Source organism: Rhodosalinus halophilus, from assembly GCF_003298775.1.
Lineage (GTDB): Bacteria > Pseudomonadota > Alphaproteobacteria > Rhodobacterales > Rhodobacteraceae > Rhodosalinus > Rhodosalinus halophilus.
In genome coordinates, this window is sequence record NZ_QNTQ01000010.1 from 194,642 (window position 1) to 211,588 (window position 16,947).

At 70.6% G+C, this 16,947-nt stretch carries 15 protein-coding genes; 5 read left to right on the forward strand and 10 right to left on the reverse strand.

Translation table 11 applies throughout. The features are described 5' to 3' along the window. The first annotated feature begins 3 nt into the window (after positions 1–3). Positions 4–975: a prolyl aminopeptidase gene (pip, locus tag DRV85_RS12175; protein WP_113289739.1), complete on the forward strand. Its 972-nt coding sequence runs from the start codon at positions 4–6 to the stop codon at positions 973–975. Here the strand turns inward: pip and hslU are convergent. After that, positions 972–2,279: an ATP-dependent protease ATPase subunit HslU gene (gene hslU / locus DRV85_RS12180; protein ID WP_113289740.1), complete on the reverse strand. Its 1,308-nt coding sequence runs from the start codon at positions 2,277–2,279 to the stop codon at positions 972–974. The genes pip and hslU overlap by 4 nt on opposite strands. 197 nt (positions 2,280–2,476) lie before the next feature. Here hslU and DRV85_RS12185 point away from each other — a divergent pair, with 197 nt between their 5' ends. Then, positions 2,477–2,770: a BrnT family toxin gene (locus DRV85_RS12185; protein ID WP_113289741.1), complete on the forward strand. Its 294-nt coding sequence runs from the start codon at positions 2,477–2,479 to the stop codon at positions 2,768–2,770. Next, positions 2,760–2,993 (forward strand): BrnA antitoxin family protein, encoded by a 234-nt coding sequence (locus DRV85_RS12190; RefSeq protein ID WP_233495495.1) that lies wholly within the window; start codon positions 2,760–2,762, stop codon positions 2,991–2,993. The genes DRV85_RS12185 and DRV85_RS12190 overlap by 11 nt, the downstream gene beginning before the upstream one ends. On the opposite strand, the gene hslV is transcribed toward DRV85_RS12190, so the two are convergent. The 9 genes from hslV to regB all read right to left on the reverse strand — a co-directional run bounded on the left by hslV (position 2,990) and on the right by regB (position 15,586). Beyond that, a complete protein-coding gene (gene hslV, locus DRV85_RS12195) occupies positions 2,990–3,544 on the reverse strand; it encodes an ATP-dependent protease subunit HslV (protein WP_113289743.1) in 555 nt (184 codons plus the stop codon). The two genes, DRV85_RS12190 and hslV, sit on opposite strands and share 4 nt — an antisense overlap. Before the next feature lie 110 nt (positions 3,545–3,654). Continuing rightward, positions 3,655–3,975, reverse strand: a complete 321-nt coding sequence (gene trxA / locus DRV85_RS12200) for a thioredoxin (RefSeq protein WP_113289744.1) — start codon at positions 3,973–3,975, stop codon at positions 3,655–3,657. Positions 3,976–4,038: 63 nt separating this feature from the next. Then, positions 4,039–7,431 (reverse strand): double-strand break repair helicase AddA, encoded by a 3,393-nt coding sequence (gene addA / locus DRV85_RS12205; protein ID WP_113289745.1) that lies wholly within the window; start codon positions 7,429–7,431, stop codon positions 4,039–4,041. Then, positions 7,428–10,394: a double-strand break repair protein AddB gene (gene addB / locus DRV85_RS12210; protein WP_113289746.1), complete on the reverse strand. Its 2,967-nt coding sequence runs from the start codon at positions 10,392–10,394 to the stop codon at positions 7,428–7,430. The genes addA and addB overlap by 4 nt, the downstream gene beginning before the upstream one ends. Then, positions 10,381–11,073, reverse strand: coding sequence for a nucleotidyltransferase family protein (locus DRV85_RS12215; RefSeq protein WP_113289747.1), 693 nt, complete (start codon positions 11,071–11,073; stop codon positions 10,381–10,383). The genes addB and DRV85_RS12215 overlap by 14 nt, the downstream gene beginning before the upstream one ends. Beyond that, the gene (locus DRV85_RS12220) at positions 11,058–12,065 is read right to left on the reverse strand and encodes an aminoglycoside phosphotransferase family protein (protein WP_113289748.1); all 1,008 of its coding nucleotides are present in this window, start codon (positions 12,063–12,065) and stop codon (positions 11,058–11,060) included. The genes DRV85_RS12215 and DRV85_RS12220 overlap by 16 nt, the downstream gene beginning before the upstream one ends. After that, the gene (tsaE, locus tag DRV85_RS12225; protein WP_113289749.1) at positions 12,052–12,531 is read right to left on the reverse strand and encodes a tRNA (adenosine(37)-N6)-threonylcarbamoyltransferase complex ATPase subunit type 1 TsaE; all 480 of its coding nucleotides are present in this window, start codon (positions 12,529–12,531) and stop codon (positions 12,052–12,054) included. The genes DRV85_RS12220 and tsaE overlap by 14 nt, the downstream gene beginning before the upstream one ends. A 55-nt stretch (positions 12,532–12,586) precedes the next feature. After that, a complete protein-coding gene (locus tag DRV85_RS12230) occupies positions 12,587–14,128 on the reverse strand; it encodes a PAS domain-containing protein (protein ID WP_113289750.1) in 1,542 nt (513 codons plus the stop codon). A 75-nt stretch (positions 14,129–14,203) separates the two neighbouring features. Next, entirely contained in the window at positions 14,204–15,586 is a 1,383-nt protein-coding gene (gene regB, locus DRV85_RS12235; RefSeq protein ID WP_113289751.1) for a sensor histidine kinase RegB, read from the reverse strand. A gap of 86 nt (positions 15,587–15,672) precedes the next feature. Between regB and DRV85_RS12240 the strand changes: the two genes are divergently transcribed. Continuing rightward, positions 15,673–16,314 (forward strand): SCO family protein, encoded by a 642-nt coding sequence (locus DRV85_RS12240; RefSeq protein WP_113289752.1) that lies wholly within the window; start codon positions 15,673–15,675, stop codon positions 16,312–16,314. Between the two features lie 73 nt (positions 16,315–16,387). After that, a complete protein-coding gene (locus DRV85_RS12245) occupies positions 16,388–16,942 on the forward strand; it encodes an ActR/PrrA/RegA family redox response regulator transcription factor (protein ID WP_113289780.1) in 555 nt (184 codons plus the stop codon). The last annotated feature ends 5 nt before the right edge of the window (positions 16,943–16,947 follow it).

Below are 16,947 nucleotides of genomic sequence, written 5' to 3' on the forward strand. Positions count from 1 at the left end.
GGCATGGACAAATTCTCGGGCCAAAACCGCACACCCGCGCATCTCTATCCGCCGATCGACCCCTTCGACCAGCGGATGCTCGAGGTGACGGGGGGGCATTCGCTTTACGTCGAGCAATGTGGCGCCGAGGACGGGATTCCGGTCGTGGTCCTGCACGGTGGGCCGGGCGGCGGATGCAGTCCGGCGATGCGGCGCTACTTCGATCCCGAGCGCTACCGCGTGGTGCTCTTCGACCAGCGCGGCTGCGGCCGCTCCCGTCCGCACGCGAGCGTCGAGAGCAACACGACCTGGGATCTCGTCGCCGATATCGAGCGGATCCGCACGGAGCTGGGGATCGACCGCTGGATCGTCTTCGGCGGCAGTTGGGGCGCGACGCTGGCGCTGGTCTATGCCCAAAGCCATCCGGAGGCCGTGCGCGCGCTGGTGCTGCGCGGGGTGTTCCTCATGACGCGGGCCGAGCTCGACTGGTTCTACGGCGGGGGCGCCGGCCTTTTCTGGCCGGAGACCTGGGCGCGCTTCGTCGAGCCGATTCCGGAGGACGAGCGCGACGATCTGATTGCGGCCTATCACCGCCGGCTGTTCTCCGGGGATCCGCGGACCGAGACGCGCTTCGCCCGCGCCTGGACGGCCTGGGAGAACGCGCTGGCCTCGGTGCAGAGCAACGGCGCGGGCGGCGAGGCGCCGGGCGAATACGCCCGCGCCTTCGCGCGCCTGGAAAACCACTATTTCAGCAATGCCGGCTTCCTCGAGGAGGACGGTCACATCCTCAACAGGATGGATCGAATCCGGCATATCCCCGGTCACATCGTGCAGGGTCGATACGACATGATCTGCCCGCCGCGCCGCGCCTGGGAGTTGTCGCAGCGCTGGCCGGGCTCCGACTTGCGGCTGGTGCGCAACGCGGGCCATGCGCTCTCCGAGCCCGGCATCACCGCCGAGCTCGTGCGTATCATGGACACGATGACCGTCGGCTAGAGAACGTAGCGGCTCATGTCGGTCGAACGGGTCAGCTCTCCCAGGTGGGTCTCGACGAAGTCGGCATCGACGGTCACTGATTCGCCGCTTCGATCCGGCGCGGTGAAGGACAGCTCCTCGAAGACGCGTTCCATCACCGTGTAGAGCCGCCGCGCGCCGATGTTCTCGACGCTGCGGTTGACCTCCGCCGCGATCCTGGCGAGCGCCGCGATGCCCTCTTCGGTGAATTCCACCGTCACCTCTTCGGTGCCCATCAGCGCGGCATACTGCCGGGTGAGCGCATTGTCGGTCTCAGTCAGGATGCGCACGAAATCCTGTTCGGTGAGATCGCGCAGCGTCACCCGGATCGGCAGGCGCCCCTGAAGCTCGGGCAGCAGGTCCGAGGGCTTGGCGATGTGGAAGGCCCCCGAGGCGATGAAGAGGATGTGGTCGGTGCGGATGGGGCCATGCTTCGTGCTGACAGTGGTGCCCTCGATCAGCGGCAGCAGGTCGCGCTGCACGCCCTCGCGGCTCACGTCGCCGCCGCGCTGCTCGGCGCGGGCGCAGACCTTGTCGATCTCGTCGAGAAAGACGATCCCGTTCTGCTCGACCGCCTCGCGGGCGCGGGCCGTCACCTTCTCGTCGTCGAGCAGCTTGTCGGCCTCTTCGGAGATCAGGACGCCGTAGCTCTCGGCAACCGTCATCCGCTTGCGCGTGGTGCGCTGGCCGAAGGCCTTGCCGAAGATGTCGCCCAGGTTCACGCCGCCCATCGCGCCGCCGGGCTGGCCGGGGATCTCGAAGGCGGGAAAGGGGTTCGACGTCTCGGCGAGCTCCAGCTCGATCTCCTTGTCATCGAGCTCTCCGTCGCGCAGCTTCTTGCGGAACATCTCGCGGGTGCCCTCGCGCGCATGCTCGCCCGCCAGCGCTTCGATCACCCGGTCCTCCGCGGCGGAATGCGCGGCGCTCTGCACTTCTTCGCGCATCTGCGCGCGCACCATGACGAGCGCGCTGTCCATCAGATCGCGCACGATCTGCTCGACGTCGCGGCCGACGTAACCCACCTCGGTGAACTTGGTGGCCTCGACCTTGATGAAGGGCGCGCGCGCGAGCTTGGCCAGCCGGCGGCTGATCTCGGTCTTGCCCACCCCGGTGGGGCCGATCATCAGGATGTTCTTGGGATAGACCTCTTCCTGCATCGCCGGGTCCAGCTGCTTGCGCCGCCAGCGATTGCGCAGCGCCACGGCGACGGCGCGCTTGGCCTCCTTCTGGCCGATAATGAAGCGGTCCAGCTCGCTGACGATTTCGCGGGGGGTGAGGTCGGTCATGTCGGTCCCTTGATTGGCTGGCGCAGACATACGCGTTCAGGTCTGGATTCCAAGGGTGTTGACGAAATGTAGCTACGCATGTAGCTATGGTTCTGGGACAGAGACATCGGACAAAGCAGTGCCCGGCCCGGCACAGTGCTACGCGCCGTGACCGAGATGCTGCGTCTGCCGGAACGAAAAGGCAGGGCAGAAAAGGAATGTCCCAATACGAATGGAACGAAGCGAAGCGTGTCACAACGCTTGAAAAGCATGGGATCGACTTTCGGGACGCAACCGAGGTCTTCGAAACGGTCCACCTGGAACTGGAGGCGCGCAGCGACGTCGAGCTTCGCCGCATCGCGGTCGGCGAAGTCGATGGCGTAACCATCGCGGTGGTTTTCACACGCCGCGAAGACGCGATCCGTATCATTACCGCGCGAAAGGCACGACGGGATGAGCGAGAGCAATATCAAGCGTTACTCGCGCGACGAGGTTCGGAGGATGACGTCTGAAACCGACTGGCAGCGGCTGCGGCAGTCCGGTGACCACGAGGGCGAACAGGAGATCGACGTCGACTGGACCACGGCGAAGCTGGTCGAGCCGGCGCCCAAGAAGCTGGTCTCGCTTCGCATCGACAAGGACGTGCTCGACTACTTCCGCGCGACCGGCAAGGGCTATCAGACGCGCATGAACGCGGTCCTGCGCGCCTACATGGAAGCGCAGAAGCGGCGCTAGCCCGCCTCGATCGTCTCCACCGTGAGGTGGCCGTTGGTGTAGACGCAGATGTCGGCCGCGATGGCCATGGCGTGCCGCGCGACGGTTTCGGCGTCCATGTCCGTCTCCATCAGCCCGCGCGCCGCGGCCAGTGCGTAGTTGCCGCCCGACCCGATGGCGGCCACGTCATGCTCGGGCTCCAGCACGTCGCCCGCGCCGGTGACGACATACATCTGCGCGCCGTCGGAGACGATGAGCATCGCCTCGAGCTTCTGCAGATACTTGTCGGTACGCCAGTCCTTGGCGAGTTCCACGCAGGCACGCTGAAGCTGTCCGGGCGTCGCCTCAAGCTTCGACTCCAGCCGTTCGAGCAGCGTGAATGCGTCGGCGGTGGAGCCGGCGAAGCCCGCGACCACGTCGTAGCCGCCGGGAGAGAGGCGGCGCACCTTGCGCGCGCTGCCCTTGATGACCGTGTCGCCAAGGCTGACCTGCCCATCGCCCGCAATCACCACTCTGCCGCCGCGGCGCACCGCGAGAATGGTCGTGCCCTGCCAGCCCGGACCGGTGCCCATGCGCTCCTCCGTCGATGCCGCCGCAGCATATGTGCCGCCGGCGCCGGTGCCGCAAGCCCTGCACGCCGAGGGCGCCCCAAAGGGCGCCCCTTTCGCTGACAGGCGGCGGCTCAGATCGAGGATTCGATCCAGCTCTGCAGCGTGGCCTTCGGCGCCGCGCCCGCGCGGTTCGAGACCACCTGCCCGTCTTTGAAGATGAAGAGCGCCGGGATGCCGCGCACGCCCATCGAGGCGGCGGTATTCGGGTTCTGGTCGACATCGACCTTGGCGACCTTCACCTTGCCGTCCATCTCGGCGGCGATCTCCTCGAGCGCGGGACCGATCTGGCGGCACGGGCCGCACCACTCGGCCCAGAAATCCACGATGACGGGAACATTGGACTGACGCACTTCGGCGTCGAAGGTGTCGTCGGTAACGGCAACGGTAGCCATGTCGGTCTCTCCTACAGGGGAAGATATCTCAGAACGCGAACGTATGAGCGCCCCCCGAGAGCGTCAAGCAGGGGTGCCGCGGGCGAGCGCCGCGGCCACCAGATCGGGGGGCAGCGGCATGAGCTCGGCGGTGCGCGTCCACAGCAACGCCGTCTCGATGCGCCGATCGGTCCAGATCTGCGAGAGGGCGGCGGCATAGGCGCCCATCTGCCGGAGCAACCCCTCCGGCACGTCGCCAGGTGTCGCGGGAACTGTGGCGTTCGTCTTGAAATCGACGGCGAGAACGCGCTCGGGCGCGACGATGAGCCGGTCGATGGTCCCGTGCACGCGACGGCCCCCGAGGGCGTCCAGCGTGGCCGAGACCGGAACCTCTGCCAGCGCGTCGGGCGCGAAGAGCGCGGCGAGCGCCGGCGCGTCCAGCACCCCCTCGGCCTCGGCGAGAAGGGCGGCGATCTCGGGCTCGGGGGCCGGTTCGGTGCCGCCGCCGAGCAGGCGGCGCGCGAGATCGGCGCGATGCTCCGCGGGCGCGCCGGGCAGGTGCTCGAGCAGGAGGTGGAGGCGCGTGCCGCGCAGCTTCGCCGCCTCCTCGTCGCGGCCCGCCTCGCCGGGGAGCGCCTTGGGTCCGCCCAGATCCGACGGCGACAGCGTGGGCGCGGGCTGAACCGGCGGCGCCGCCGGCTGGCGGAACCGTGCCGGAATCGCGACCGCCGGCCCGTCGGCCGCCGCAGCCGGGCGCTTCACCGGCGCGGACCAGTCGCCGTGTTCCAGGCGCAGGCCCGCGCCGTCGTCGAAGCCGAAATCATGCGACACCGCGCCCTCTGCCTGCATCGCCCCCTGCACCATCGTGTGCCAGGCGCGACCATCCTTGCCCAGGTCGCCGGCGGCCGCGACGATCAGCCAGCTCTCGGCGCGGGTCATGGCGACATAGAGCAGCCGGTCGCGTTCGGCCTGTTCGGCCTCGGCCGCGGCTTCGCGTGCGGCGCGCTGCGGGGCCGGGGCCTCGTCCGCGGACATGGCCCAGATCGGGCGGTCCTGCACGAGCGGTAGAGGATCGGTGTTGCGGACGGGCCGCGCCGCGCAATCGGGCAGGATCACCACCGGCGCTTCCAGCCCCTTCGCCCCGTGCACCGTCATCACGCGGATGCGGTCCCCCGCCGCGTCCATCTGGCGTTTCACCTCCTGGTCCTCGGCCTGCATCCAGCGCAGGAAGCCCGTGAGGCTCGGCACCTCGCTGCGCTCCTGCGCGAGCGCCTGGCCAAGAAGGGCGTCGATACCGTCGGCGGCTTCGTCGCCGAGCCGGCCGATCAGCTTGCGGCGCCCGTCGTGCCGGATCAGGATCCGCTCGAGCAGGTCGTAGGGCCGCAGGAAATCCGCCTGCGCCATGAGGTCATCGAAGACGGCCATCGTCTCGGGGAACTCATGCCGCCGCTTCGTCAGGGCCCGCCAGAGATATTTATCCTCCCGGCCGTGGGCGAGGTCGAAGAGCGCCCGTTCGGACCAGCCGAAGAGCGGCGAGCGCAGGCAGGTGGCCAGGGACAGGTCGTCTTCGGGCAGGTCCAGCACCTGCAGCAGCGCGCCGAGATCGCGCACGGCCAGTTCTGCGCCGAGCTCGAGCCTGTCCGCTCCGGCCATCGGCAGGCCGCGCGCCTTGCAGGCCCGGATGATCTCGGCGAAGAGCGCCGAGCGCCGCTGCACGAGGATCAGCACGTCGCCCGCGCTCATCGGCCGCATCGGCCAGGGCGCGCCCTCGGCCCTGGCCGCCGGGATCGGCGTGCCCGCGTCGAGCTGTGCCTTCAGCCAGTCGGCGATACGGTTGGCGAGGCGGATTTCCGGGCTTTGCCGGCTGACGCGGTCGAGCGGAGCGTACCAGGGATCCGGTTCGGGGTTCTTGTCCTTGGGAATAGCGGGCCACAGGTCCACGCGCCCCGGCATCTCGGACTTGAAGGCTATATGCGCTTCCTCGGCGCGCATGCCCGAGCCGGCCCGTCCGTCGAAGGTGGTGTCCACCAGCCGCAGCACCGCCTGCGAAGACCGGAAGGAATACTGGAGCGCGATCGAGAGCAGCGGGCGGTCGGTCCCTGCGAGCCGCGTGTCGAAATCCGCGCGCATCCGCTCGAAGGCGTCAGGATCCGCGCCCTGGAAGGAGTAGATCGACTGCTTGCGGTCGCCCACCACGAAGAGGCTGCGGGGCACCTCGGGGCGCGCGCCCTCGCCCGCGGTGAATTCCCGCGCCAGCCGCTCGATCACCTCCCACTGTTCCGGGCTGGTGTCCTGCGCCTCGTCCACGAGGATGTGGTCGATGCCGCCATCGAGCTTGTAGAGCACCCAGTCGGCGACCGCCGGATCGCGCAGCAGCCCCGCCGCGCGGCGGATCAGGTCGTCGAAATCGAGCCAGCCGCGGCGCTGCTTCTCCTGCTCGAGCCGGGCAAGGAAACCGGCGGCGAAGGCATGCAGCGTCGCCGTCGCCTCGGCCGCGCGGAGCGCCAGCCGCCGCTCGCGCACCGCCTCCACCCGTTGCATCAGAGCCTCCAGCGCCGGCATCTCGGCCGCGAGCGGCCCCTCGCGCAATGCCTTGCTCGGGAAGGCGCCGATCTTGGCGGAAAAGGGCGCCTTGGTTTTGGGACCGTTGAGGAACACGTCTTCCAGCACCGCGAGCGCGGGGAGGTCCGGCGCCGTGACCTTTCGCAGCTTCGCCGCGGCCTTGCCGTCGTTCACGCCGCCGGTGTCCAGTATCGGGCAAAGCCGCCCGATCAGCTCCACCTCGCCGCCGAGGAAGACGTCGGCGAGAACGGCGGTCTCGCTGTCGTCGGGCGATGCCCCGAAGAGCGCGCAGGCCTCGGCGCGGTCGAGCGGCGGCTCGAAGCCTGCGCGTCGGTCGATAATCCGGGCGCAGAGTTTCGTGATGTCCACCTCCGGCGAGACCGCGGCGAGCGCGCGCAGCAACCCGGCCTCTGGCCCCTGCGCCATGGCTTCGACGATCTCTTCGGCCAGCAGTTCACCCGCCCGCTGCTCCATCTCGGTGAAGGCGGGGCTCACGCCGGCCTCGAGCGGGAAGCGCCGCAGCAGTGCGGCACAGAACGCGTGGATGGTCAGGATCTTCAGCCCGCCGGGCGCCTCGATGGCACGGGCGAAGAGGGTGCGCGCGCGGGCGAGCGCGGGGGCGTCCAGCGGGCGGTCCACCCCGAGCGCCGCAATCTCGCGGCGCAGATCGGCCTCGGGCAGCATCGCCCATTCGCCCAGCCGCGCGAAAAGGCGGTTCTGCATCTCGCTCGCCGCGGCCTTGGTATAGGTCAGGCACAGGATGTGCTCGGGCAGAACACCGTCGAGCAGCAGCCGCGCCACCCGGTCGGTGAGCACCTTGGTCTTGCCGGATCCGGCGTTGGCCGAGACCCAGACCGAGGCGCCCGGATCGGCGGCCTGCGCCTGCGCCTCGCTCGCCGCGTCGCGGGGAGTCATTCGAGATCCTCCGGCTGCGGGGGATCGGAATCTTCCCATTCGCCGTATCGGGCGAGATGGTCGTAGCCGTATTCGTGGCGCTTCCGCTCCATCGCGCGCCGCGCGGTGAAGCCCTGCGCCGGATCGGCGTAGCGCTGCATGAGCGTGGTGAACTCCTCCCAGACCTGCGCCGCCGTCACCAGATCCTCTTCCTCTTGGGCCGGTCCGTCGGCAAGCGGCGCGGCCACCTCCCTGGGGTTGCTGCCGAGCCCGATGTAGACGGCCCGCGCCACGGGCGCCGGTCCGATGCGCTCGAAAGCGCCGCGCTCGGCCATCGCGGCCTCGAGCAGAAGCTGCTTGTCGAAGAAGCGCTGCTGCGATGCACTGGGCGGGTCGCCAGTCTTGTAGTCGTAGATATGGAGCCGCCCCTCCGCGTCGCGGTCGATGCGGTCGGCCTTGCCCGAGAGCGTCACCCCGGCATCCGGCAGAGCCGCTTCGCCCTGCTCTTCCAGCAGGACGGGCGCGGCGATCGCGCGGCGTGCGACCTCGGTGGCCACGATCCAATCCGCGACGCGGGCAAGACGCGCCCGCCACTGCACCCGCGTCGCCGCCCAGGGGACGCGCTCTGCCAGCACCGCGTCGGCCTGCGCCATCAGGTCGCCGACGGTCAGCCGGTCGCGCGCCTCGCGCGTCGCCTCGACGAACCGGTGAAGCACCTCGTGAAGCGCGGTGCCGCGCAGCAGCGCGTCGGGCGGCCGGTCGAGCGGGTCGAGCGGGCGCAGGCGCAGGACGTGCTTCGCGTAGATCGCGTAGGGGTCGCGGATCAGCTTCTCCACCTCCGTCACCGAGAGGCGCCGGGGCCGTGCCTCGGCCGGCGGCCTGGGCGAGGGGCGCACCGCCGCCGGCACCGCCTCCGCCTTTTCCAGCGCCGCGCCGAGTTGCAACCAGCCGCGGCCACGCGCCCGCATCGCCTCCAGCGCCGCGCGGCCGCCCTGATCCGGCAGGCCGGAAAGCAGGTTCGTCAGCCGGTTGAGCCAGCGCGCCGGCACTGTCGGGGCCTCCTCGGAGCGTTCGGCGCGCGTGAACCAGACCTCGCGCGCGCCAGCGGCCTGCTGGAAGTCGTGCGCCGCCAGTCCGATTCGCCGCTCGGGCAGCAGCAGGCCCGCCCGGTGCCGCAGCACGCGATTGAGCCAGGGGTCGGGCGCGGGCGTCTCGGGCCAGCTTCCTTCGTTCAGCCCCCCGAGGATCAGCAGCTCCGCGCCCTGCACCCGTGCCTCGATCGTGCCCCAGATGCGGATGCCCGGATGCGGCGCCTCGATGTCGTGAACCACCTCGCGCTGCAAGAGGGCTGCGACGAGATCGGCGAAATCGGCCGCATCCATCGCGTCGCCACGGTCGGCCTCGCGCTCGAGCTCGTCGTAGAGGGCGGCCGCGGCGCGGCCGGCCTCGCGCTCCCACAGCCCGCCCGAGCCATCCACCCCCGGTCCGGCGGCGAGCCGCTCGGCAAGCGCGCGCAGTCCTGCTGCGTGCTCGGAGAGGGGTCGATCGCCGTCGCACCTGACCGCGTCGAGGCAGCCGGACAGCCATTCGCTCCAGGCTGTGGCCTGCGGCTCGGCCAGTTTGTCGGCCAGCGCCGACAGCTCCGCGTGTCCCGGCCGTGGCACCGCTTTGCGGCGCAGCCAGAGCTCGAGTTCGCGCGCGAAGCGCAGGTGCTGGCTGCGTTGCGCGCCCGAATGTGTCAGCGGATGGCGCAGCAGCGTCATCAGCTCGCCCGCCGTGGCCGGACGCGCCCGCAGGCCCGCCACCAGCCGCAGGAAACGCCCGGGCGCCGAAAGATGCAGCGGCCGGCCCGCGCTGTCGTCGGGGACGATGCCCCAGCCCGCCAGCCGCGCTTCGACCTGTCGCGTGAGGCCGCGGTCGGGCGTGATCAGAGCCGCGGTCTGTCCGGTCTCGGCGGCCTCTCGCAGCCGCAGCGCGATGGCCAGCGCCTCTTCCCGCTGCGTTGGCGCCTCGAGCAGCGTGAGCCCCTCGCAGGCCGGCCCCAACGCGCCCAGCCCGGGGCCGTCGTCCAGCCACTGGTCGGTCACCGGCGCGGGCCGCAGCGCCAGCGACACGAGACGGTTACGCGCTGTGTCCGAGGTGCTCTCCCGGTGCCAGAGCGCGACGTCGTCCGGCGCGATCTTCAGCGCCTGCATCAGCTTGCGGAACCGGAACTGCGGGTGGTCCTCGCCGCTGAGCGCATCGCCCATCTGCTCCCAGACATGCGCCGGCAGGTGGAAGTCGAACCCCGGCAAAACGACCGCGCCCTGCGGCAGCCGCGCCACCGCCTGCATCAGGAGCGCCACCGCGCCGCGCGAGCCGGTCGACCCGGCCAGGATGACAGGATGCCCGGGCGGGGCGTCGTGCCAGCCCGCGATGCGACGCTCGACCGCGGCGCGCAGACGCGCGCCTGCGTCGGGCGGTGCGTCGAGCGCCGCGAGATAGTCGCGCGCGATGCGCAGGAACGCGAGCGCCCTTTGCCAGTGGCCGGATTGATCGGACACGTCCAGCCCGAGCACCGTCTCGGGGTCCACGCCCTCGAGCCCCATCTCGTCCATCAGGGCCGCGAGACTGTCGGTCAGATCGTAGAGCGCGCTGTGCGGCGCGAGATCCGGCCGCGTCTCGATCAGGCGTCTGACCAGTTGCGACAATTCCAGGCGTCGGCGCAGGGGCGGCAGTGCCGGGGGCAGGTCGGCGAGATCGGCAGCCTCCGCGAGATCGGTCACGAGTCGGATGCGGGGGAGCAGCGTCGCGGGGCCGGCATCGAAGATGTCGCGCAGGCGGCGCGCCATGCGCTGCGTGTTCACGATGAGCTCGACCTGCGCCAGCGCCTCGGGCGGCGCGTCGCCCAGACGCGCCCGCAGCCCCTCGACAAGCGCGGCCGGGAAATCGGCACCGGGCGGCAGCCCGAAAACCCGCGGCTCGGGGGTATCAGAGCCGAACATCGTCCTCCTCCCCCAGCATCGCTTCGGCCAGCGCGATCCCCTCGGGCCGGCCGACATCGCACCACCGGCCTGGATAGAGCATGGCGTAAAGCCTCCCGCGGGCGATCATCTCGTCCCAGACGCGGTTGAGTGAAAAGACACGCTCTTCCCATGTGCGGAGCCCGGGCGTGGCGAGGATCTGCGCGCCGGTGTAGATGGCGCCCGGCCCGCGCCCGGCCCTCCCGTCCGGCGCAATGGTGAAATCGCCGGCCCCGGCATGGCCCGCAGCACGGCGGGGCGGCACGCAGAGCAGCAGCGCCTCCATGTCCTGGGGCGCCCAGGCCTCGCGCAGCAGGGCGAGCGGATTCGGGCCGCGCCACACCGCGTCGGTGTTCAGTGTGAAAACCGTCTCTGCGCCGAGGATCGGCAGCGCGGCCCGCAAGCCACCGCCGGTGTCGAGGATCTCGTCCCCTTCGTGTGCGAGGTGCACCTCCGTGCCCGCCAGATGCGCCGCGAGCTGGTCCGCGCGGTAGTGCAGGTTGGCGACGATCCTGCGGGGTTGCACGCCGCGGGCGAGGTCGAGCGCATGGTCGATCAGCGGCCGGCCCGCGACCTCGACCAGAGGCTTGGGGCGGTCTGCCGTCAGCGCGCCCATGCGCGTGCCGAACCCGGCGGCGAAGAGCATCACGGCGTCGGGCATCGGCGTCTCAGGCGGTCGAGCCGGGCAGGATCCGGGGCAGGCAGAGCCTCGCCGAGCGCCCGTGCGACGGGGGCGGCGGCGGGATGGGCGAGATCGGCCTCGAGATGGCGCCAGACGCGGGGCATGAGCGCGAGATACCGCGGTTTGCCGTGCGCCGCCAGCCGCGCGAACACCCCGAGAATGCGAAGGTTTCGCTGTACACCCAGCAGTGCCATCGCCGCAGTCAGAGTGGCTCTGTTCCGGCCGGACTCGCGCAGAAAGGCGGTGATCGCAGCCTCCGCCGCGGCAGGCGACACGTCGCGCCGCGCATCCCGCAGGAGCGATGCGAGATCGTAGGCAACATGTCCCGCCATCGCGTCCTGATAATCGAGAAGCCCGGCCCGCGCGGACCCCGCGCGCTCGGGGAGCCAGATCAGGTTCTCCGCGTGGAAGTCGCGCAGGATCGGGACAGCCGTGGGCGCGTCGAGACCCTCCAGCGCCTGGGCGAGGGCCTCTTCGGTCGCAGCGCGCGTCTCCGGTGGCGTTTCGGGGGCGTAATGCTCGAAGAGTGGCGCGATCGCCCGGGACAGCATGGCCGGCGTGGCGCGCGGCCAGTCCGCCGGCGGGGCGTGCCGGTGCAGCGCCGCCAGCGCCTCGGCGGCGACGGCATAGAGGCCTGCTTCACGCTCCGGTTCGGCCTCCGCGATCCGGGCGACCAGAGCATCGCCGAAGTCCTCGAGAAGCAGCAGGCCGTTTGGCGCGTCGCTCGCGACGACCTCGGGTGCGCTCAGTCCGGCGTCGCGCAGGAAGCGGCCGACGCGCAGGAAGCGCGACACCTCCTCGCCCGCCTCCGCTTCCATGAGGACGGCACGCGCCCCGTCCGCGCGCTGCAGACGGAAGTAGCGTCGCGCCGAGGCGTCGCCGGCCAGCGGCACGGCCTCGACCCCTCCCCACCCGGCCGCGGCCAGGAAGTCCGCCCGGCGCGCCTCCCGTGGATCCTCAGGCGGCGTCATCGCGCAGCCCTTTTAGCCTGTCGTCCCAGCGCGGATCCTCCCAGGTCAGCGTAAGCCTTCGCTCTTCTGCGGCCTCGCCGGGCGCGAAGGTGAGGCGAAGCGCGCCTTCGGGCGCGGCGTCGCCCAGCCGTTCGGGCCATTCGACGAGGCAGATGGCGGTTCCGAAGGCGTCGTCGAGGCCGAGTTCGGCCAGCTCGCTCGCATCGCCGAGCCGGTAGAGATCGGCGTGCCAGATCGGGCCGGTGCGCCCGGCGTAGCTCTGCACCAGCGTATAGGTTGGCGAGGGGATGTCCTCGGGCTCTGTGAGAAGCGCGGAAATGAGCGCGCGGGCGAAATGCGACTTGCCTGCGCCGACCGGCCCCTCGAGCAGCAGCGAGTCGCCGGGACGCAGGCGTGGCGCGAGCCGCCGGGCCAGCGCGGCGGTGGCATCGGGAGAGGCGAGCAGGCGGTCCGCGCGTCGGATCATGTCCCGAGACTACCGAGGGCACGCGCACCTGCAACCCGGACCGGCGCAGGCGGCGTCAGCCGGCCGTGGCGGCCGGGCGCGGCAACGCCTCGTGGCCTGCGGGCGCTTGTTGCGGAGGTCGATCGCGGACCGTGCCGAAAAGCGCCAGGGTCGCGCCGCCGGGCAGCGGCAGCGCGCGGAGGTCCAGGGGCGCACCGCCGCGGCGCAGGATGCGTCCCTGCCAGTGCGCGGCGGGCCCACGGCCGGCCAGCGCGGCGCGCAGCCCCTCCCAGTCGGTCCCGGGCAGGCTCTCGCGCTGCCACTGGTCGATCGCGTCGCAGCGGGTCGTTTCGCGCAGCGAGGTGTCCGGGTCGACGCCCCACAGACGCCTGTATGGCGCGTTGCACAGGACCAGGATCCCCTGCGCCGAAAAGACCGCCAGCGGCATGTCGAGGGAGTCGAGCACGGCCTGCCCGAGTTCCAGGTCGGTGCGGAAGCGGCGGGTGAGCGAGACTTCGCTCGTCACGTCCTCGATCAGCACGGCCACCGCCCCATCGGGCTGCGGCCGACCCGTGACCCTGTAGACGAGGCCCGAAGGCAGGCTCCAGCTGTCGCTGTAGGTGGCCTCGCTCCCCGGGCGGGCGAGGTCGGCCATGCGGGCGCGCCAGGCGGCGTAGTCGCGCGGCTCGGGCATGACCTGCGCCTCGCGCAGCATGTCGAAGAAGCCCAGGAGCGTGGGCTGCGCGCTGAGGCGTTCGGCGGCGAGTCCGGTCAGGTCGAGCAGCGCCGGGTTGAACAGCGCGAGATTGCGGTCGCGGTCGAAGACCGCCAGCCCCACGGACAGCTGCGCGAAGATCTTGGTAAGAGTCTGCACGAAGGTGCGCTGCGCCGCCTCGCCGTGAACGACGGCGTCCACATTCGTCGCGTGACCGAGCCAGGTCGAGTCGAGCGCACGGGCCCTGATGTCGAACCAGCGCAGGGAGGCGCCGTCCGGCAACTGCAGCGACACGCGGTGCGGCCCTGCGTCCGGCGCTTCGGGCAGCTCGAGAAGCCGGGGCAGCGCCGCCCCCTCCGCCCAGGTGAGAGTCTCGCGCGCGAGCGCGAGGTAGGCTTCGTTGGCCCAGAGCACGCGGCCGCTGTCGTCGATCTGCCAGCAGGGGTGCGGCGAGAGGTCGGCGGCCGCCCGCATCGTGCGCGACTCGAGGCGCGCGAGCGCCATGCGATGCAGCTCCTCCGGATCGGGGTCGTGCTCCTCGATCGAAAGGCGGAGGGCGTCCGCGCCCGCCGTCTCGATGCTAAGCTGCCCGCCCTCCCCCGGCAAGCTGAGCGGCGCGCGGGCGGCGGCGGCTTCGGGGGTGGCGGGCAGATCGGGAAACCGCCGGCCCAGGAGCGCCGTGAGCGTCGCCCAGTCGTCTCCCGTGCTGCCCGATTCTTCGAGCAGGCTGCGTGCGGGCGGGCTGGCGTCGACGATCTCGCCCGCTTCGAAGAGAATCGTCACCGGCTCGTCGGCGACCGTTTGCGGCAAGGGGGCAGGCGCCCGCCCGCGCAGCAGGAGCAGGCACAAGCCCGCCGCCGCGAGGCTGCCGGTCGCGATGGCGATCAGGATGTCGATGCCCAAGACGCTCTCCCGTGCGGCGCGGCGGTCGCCTCATGCATCCCGGCGCACGGTTAAGGAATGATTAAACGCCGGCGCTCAAGCGCGCAGCGGGCGGTTCTGCCCCCGCGGGACGGGCGTCTCGCCTTCCTCTGCGTCGATCTTGCGCCGGGGCCAGGAGACCTCGACGAGCGCGCCGCGAATCTCGGCGCCGCCGTCCGCCGCGTATCCCCCGTTGGCAAAGGTCAGGTCGGCGCCGGAGCGTTCCAGCAGGGTCTTTGCGATGAAGAGCCCGAGGCCCATGCCCTCGTAACCCGGTCTCTGTCCGCGCTCGCGCTCCGCCCGGCGGCTGCGCATGAAGGGCTCGCCGATCCGGGCGAGCACCTGCGGCGGGAAGCCGGGTCCATCGTCGGCGATCCGGACCCAGATACGGTCGGCAGTCCAGCCGGTTTCGACCCAGACCGCGGAGCGTGCGAAATCCACCGCGTTCTGCACGAGGTTGCGCAGGCCATGAATGATCTCGGGCCGGCGCAGGACGGAAGGTTGCGCCCCCGCCACGCTCGGCGCGGTCCGCCGCTCGATGCGCTTTCCGCGCTCCTCGTGCGGCTCCACGGCCTCGCGCACGACCTCTTCGAGCGGGGCCTGCTTGGTGTGAAGATCCTCTTTCCCCGCCCGGCCCATCGAGCGCAGGATATCCCGGCATCGGTCGGCCTGATCGCGGATCAGGGCGGCATCCTCCCGCAGATCGGGGCGGTCGTCGAGATCCTCCATCAGCTCGGCGGAGGTCAGCTTGATCGTCGCCAGAGGCGTGCCGAGTTCATGCGCCGCCGCGGCCACCACGCCGCCGAGATCGGTCAGCTTCTGTTCGCGCGCGAGCGCCATCTGCGTGGCCGACAGTGCGTCGGACATCGCGTGCATCTCGCTGCTGACTCGTCTCGAATAGATCGACAGGAAAACGAGCGCGATCACCAGAGCGGCCCAGGTTCCGGCGACAAGCATCTCGGGCATCCGCAGCTCGTCTCCCGCCCCGGTGCGCAACGGCAGGTAGACGACGCCCAGCGCCGTCACCACCGCCACCGCGACCCCTCCCAACAGCAACGTGGGACGCAGCGTGAGCACCGAGGCGGAGACGGTCACCGGACCGAGCAGGAGCAGCGCGAAAGGGTTGTGGAGCCCGCCGGTGAGGTAAAGCAATGCGCCCAGCTGCAGGATGTCGAAGAGGGCCAGCGCGGCGGTCTCGCGTTCGCTCAGCCGCTTGGTCTCGGGAAAGACGAAGGTGGCGATCAGGTTGACGATGACGGCCGCGCCGATCGCGGTGATGCACAGGCCGAGCTCGAGCTCGATCCCGAGGCCCCAATGCGCCAGCGCGACGGCCGTGAGCTGGCCGGAGATCGCCATCCATCTCAGCAGGATCAGCGTGCGCAGGCGGATCCAGTTGCGCCGGCGCTGTCCCGGCAGGGAAGAGAGATCGGCGTGGGACATGCGCGCTTTTGGTCCCTTGTGGCAGATTTGGCAATGTCTAGATGTGGCCGGAGATAGAGCGGATCGCTGCGCGTTGGAGGATCAGGATGCGACGTTTCGGGACGATGTTGGCGGCGGGCATGGTCGTCGCGGCGCTGGGCGCCGAGGCGGCCTCGGCGCAGGGCTGGCTCTCGCGTCTCTTCGGCGGCGAGGAGGATCGCTTCGCCGAGTGCCGCACGGGCCAGGTGGCCGGCGGCTCCGGTCAGATCGGCGGGTCGTTCACGCTGGTCGATTCCGAGGGACAGACCGTCACGGACGAAGATGTCATCACGGAGCCCTCTCTGCTCTACTTCGGCTACACCTTCTGCCCGGATGTCTGCCCGCTGGACGTGGCGCGGAACGCCGCGGCGGTGGACATACTCGAGGAGCGCGGGCACGAGGTGACGCCGGTCTTCATCTCCATCGACCCCGAGCGCGACACGCCCGAGGTGGTCGGCGATTTCGCCGCCAACCTGCATCCGCGCATGGTCGGGCTCACCGGCTCGCCGGAGCAGGTGAAGGCGGCGAGCCAAGCCTACCGCACCTTCTACAGCAAGCGCGATGCTGGCGAGGACGACTACTATCTCGTCGATCACTCGACCTTCAGCTACCTCGTTCTGCCGGACCACGGGTTCGTCGAGTTTTTTCGCCGCGACCTGGGCCCGGAGGAACTCGCCGACCGGATCGCCTGCTTCGTGGAGCATAGCTGACACGACGTTCCGGTTTGACCCCTGCATGCGCGCGACCTAAGTGATCGCAGGCAGTCAACCGAAGGTGGCTTTCGTGGCCGAATCGCAGACACTCCAGCCTGGGGCGGACCCCTCCCTGCTCCTCGTCGATGATGACGAGGCCTTTCTCCGCCGCCTTTCCAAGGCGATGGAGAAGCGCGGTTTCGCGGTGGAGATGGCCGGCACCGTCGCCGAAGGCAAGGCGATCGCCACGTCGCGCCCGCCCGCCTATGCGGTGGTCGATCTCCGGCTGGAGGATGGCAACGGCCTCGACGTGGTCGAGGTACTGCGCGAGGCGCGTCCCGACGCGCGGATCGTGGTCCTTACCGGATACGGCGCCATAGCGACTGCGGTCGCCGCGGTGAAGATCGGGGCGACCGACTACCTCTCGAAGCCCGCCGATGCGGCCGATATCACGAATGCGCTGCTCGCCACCGGAGAGGATCTGCCGCCGCCCCCGGAAAACCCCATGAGCGCGGATCGGGTGCGCTGGGAGCACATCCAGCGCGTCTACGAACTTTGCGACCGGAACGTGTCCGAGACGGCGCGGCGTCTGAACATGCATCGTCGCACCTTGCAGCGGATACTCGCCAAGCGCAGCCCGCGGTGAGGGTC

Excerpts from the sequence above, each read along its gene's own strand:
- addB (WP_113289746.1), bottom strand. The coding sequence starts at position 10,394 with ATGTTCGGCTCTGATACCCCCGAGCCGCGGGTTTTCGGGCTGCCGCCC.
- addA (WP_113289745.1), bottom strand. The coding sequence starts at position 7,431 with ATGACTCCCCGCGACGCGGCGAGCGAGGCGCAGGCGCAGGCCGCCGAT.
- DRV85_RS12190 (WP_233495495.1), top strand. The coding sequence starts at position 2,760 with ATGACGTCTGAAACCGACTGGCAGCGGCTGCGGCAGTCCGGTGACCAC.
- hslU (WP_113289740.1), bottom strand. The coding sequence starts at position 2,279 with ATGACCGACCTCACCCCCCGCGAAATCGTCAGCGAGCTGGACCGCTTC.
- tsaE (WP_113289749.1), bottom strand. The coding sequence starts at position 12,531 with ATGATCCGACGCGCGGACCGCCTGCTCGCCTCTCCCGATGCCACCGCC.
- pip (WP_113289739.1), top strand. The coding sequence starts at position 4 with ATGGACAAATTCTCGGGCCAAAACCGCACACCCGCGCATCTCTATCCG.
- DRV85_RS12185 (WP_113289741.1), top strand. The coding sequence starts at position 2,477 with ATGTCCCAATACGAATGGAACGAAGCGAAGCGTGTCACAACGCTTGAA.
- hslV (WP_113289743.1), bottom strand. The coding sequence starts at position 3,544 with ATGGGCACCGGTCCGGGCTGGCAGGGCACGACCATTCTCGCGGTGCGC.
- regB (WP_113289751.1), bottom strand. The coding sequence starts at position 15,586 with ATGTCCCACGCCGATCTCTCTTCCCTGCCGGGACAGCGCCGGCGCAAC.
- DRV85_RS12215 (WP_113289747.1), bottom strand. The coding sequence starts at position 11,073 with ATGCCCGACGCCGTGATGCTCTTCGCCGCCGGGTTCGGCACGCGCATG.
- DRV85_RS12240 (WP_113289752.1), top strand. The coding sequence starts at position 15,673 with ATGCGACGTTTCGGGACGATGTTGGCGGCGGGCATGGTCGTCGCGGCG.
- DRV85_RS12220 (WP_113289748.1), bottom strand. The coding sequence starts at position 12,065 with ATGACGCCGCCTGAGGATCCACGGGAGGCGCGCCGGGCGGACTTCCTG.
- trxA (WP_113289744.1), bottom strand. The coding sequence starts at position 3,975 with ATGGCTACCGTTGCCGTTACCGACGACACCTTCGACGCCGAAGTGCGT.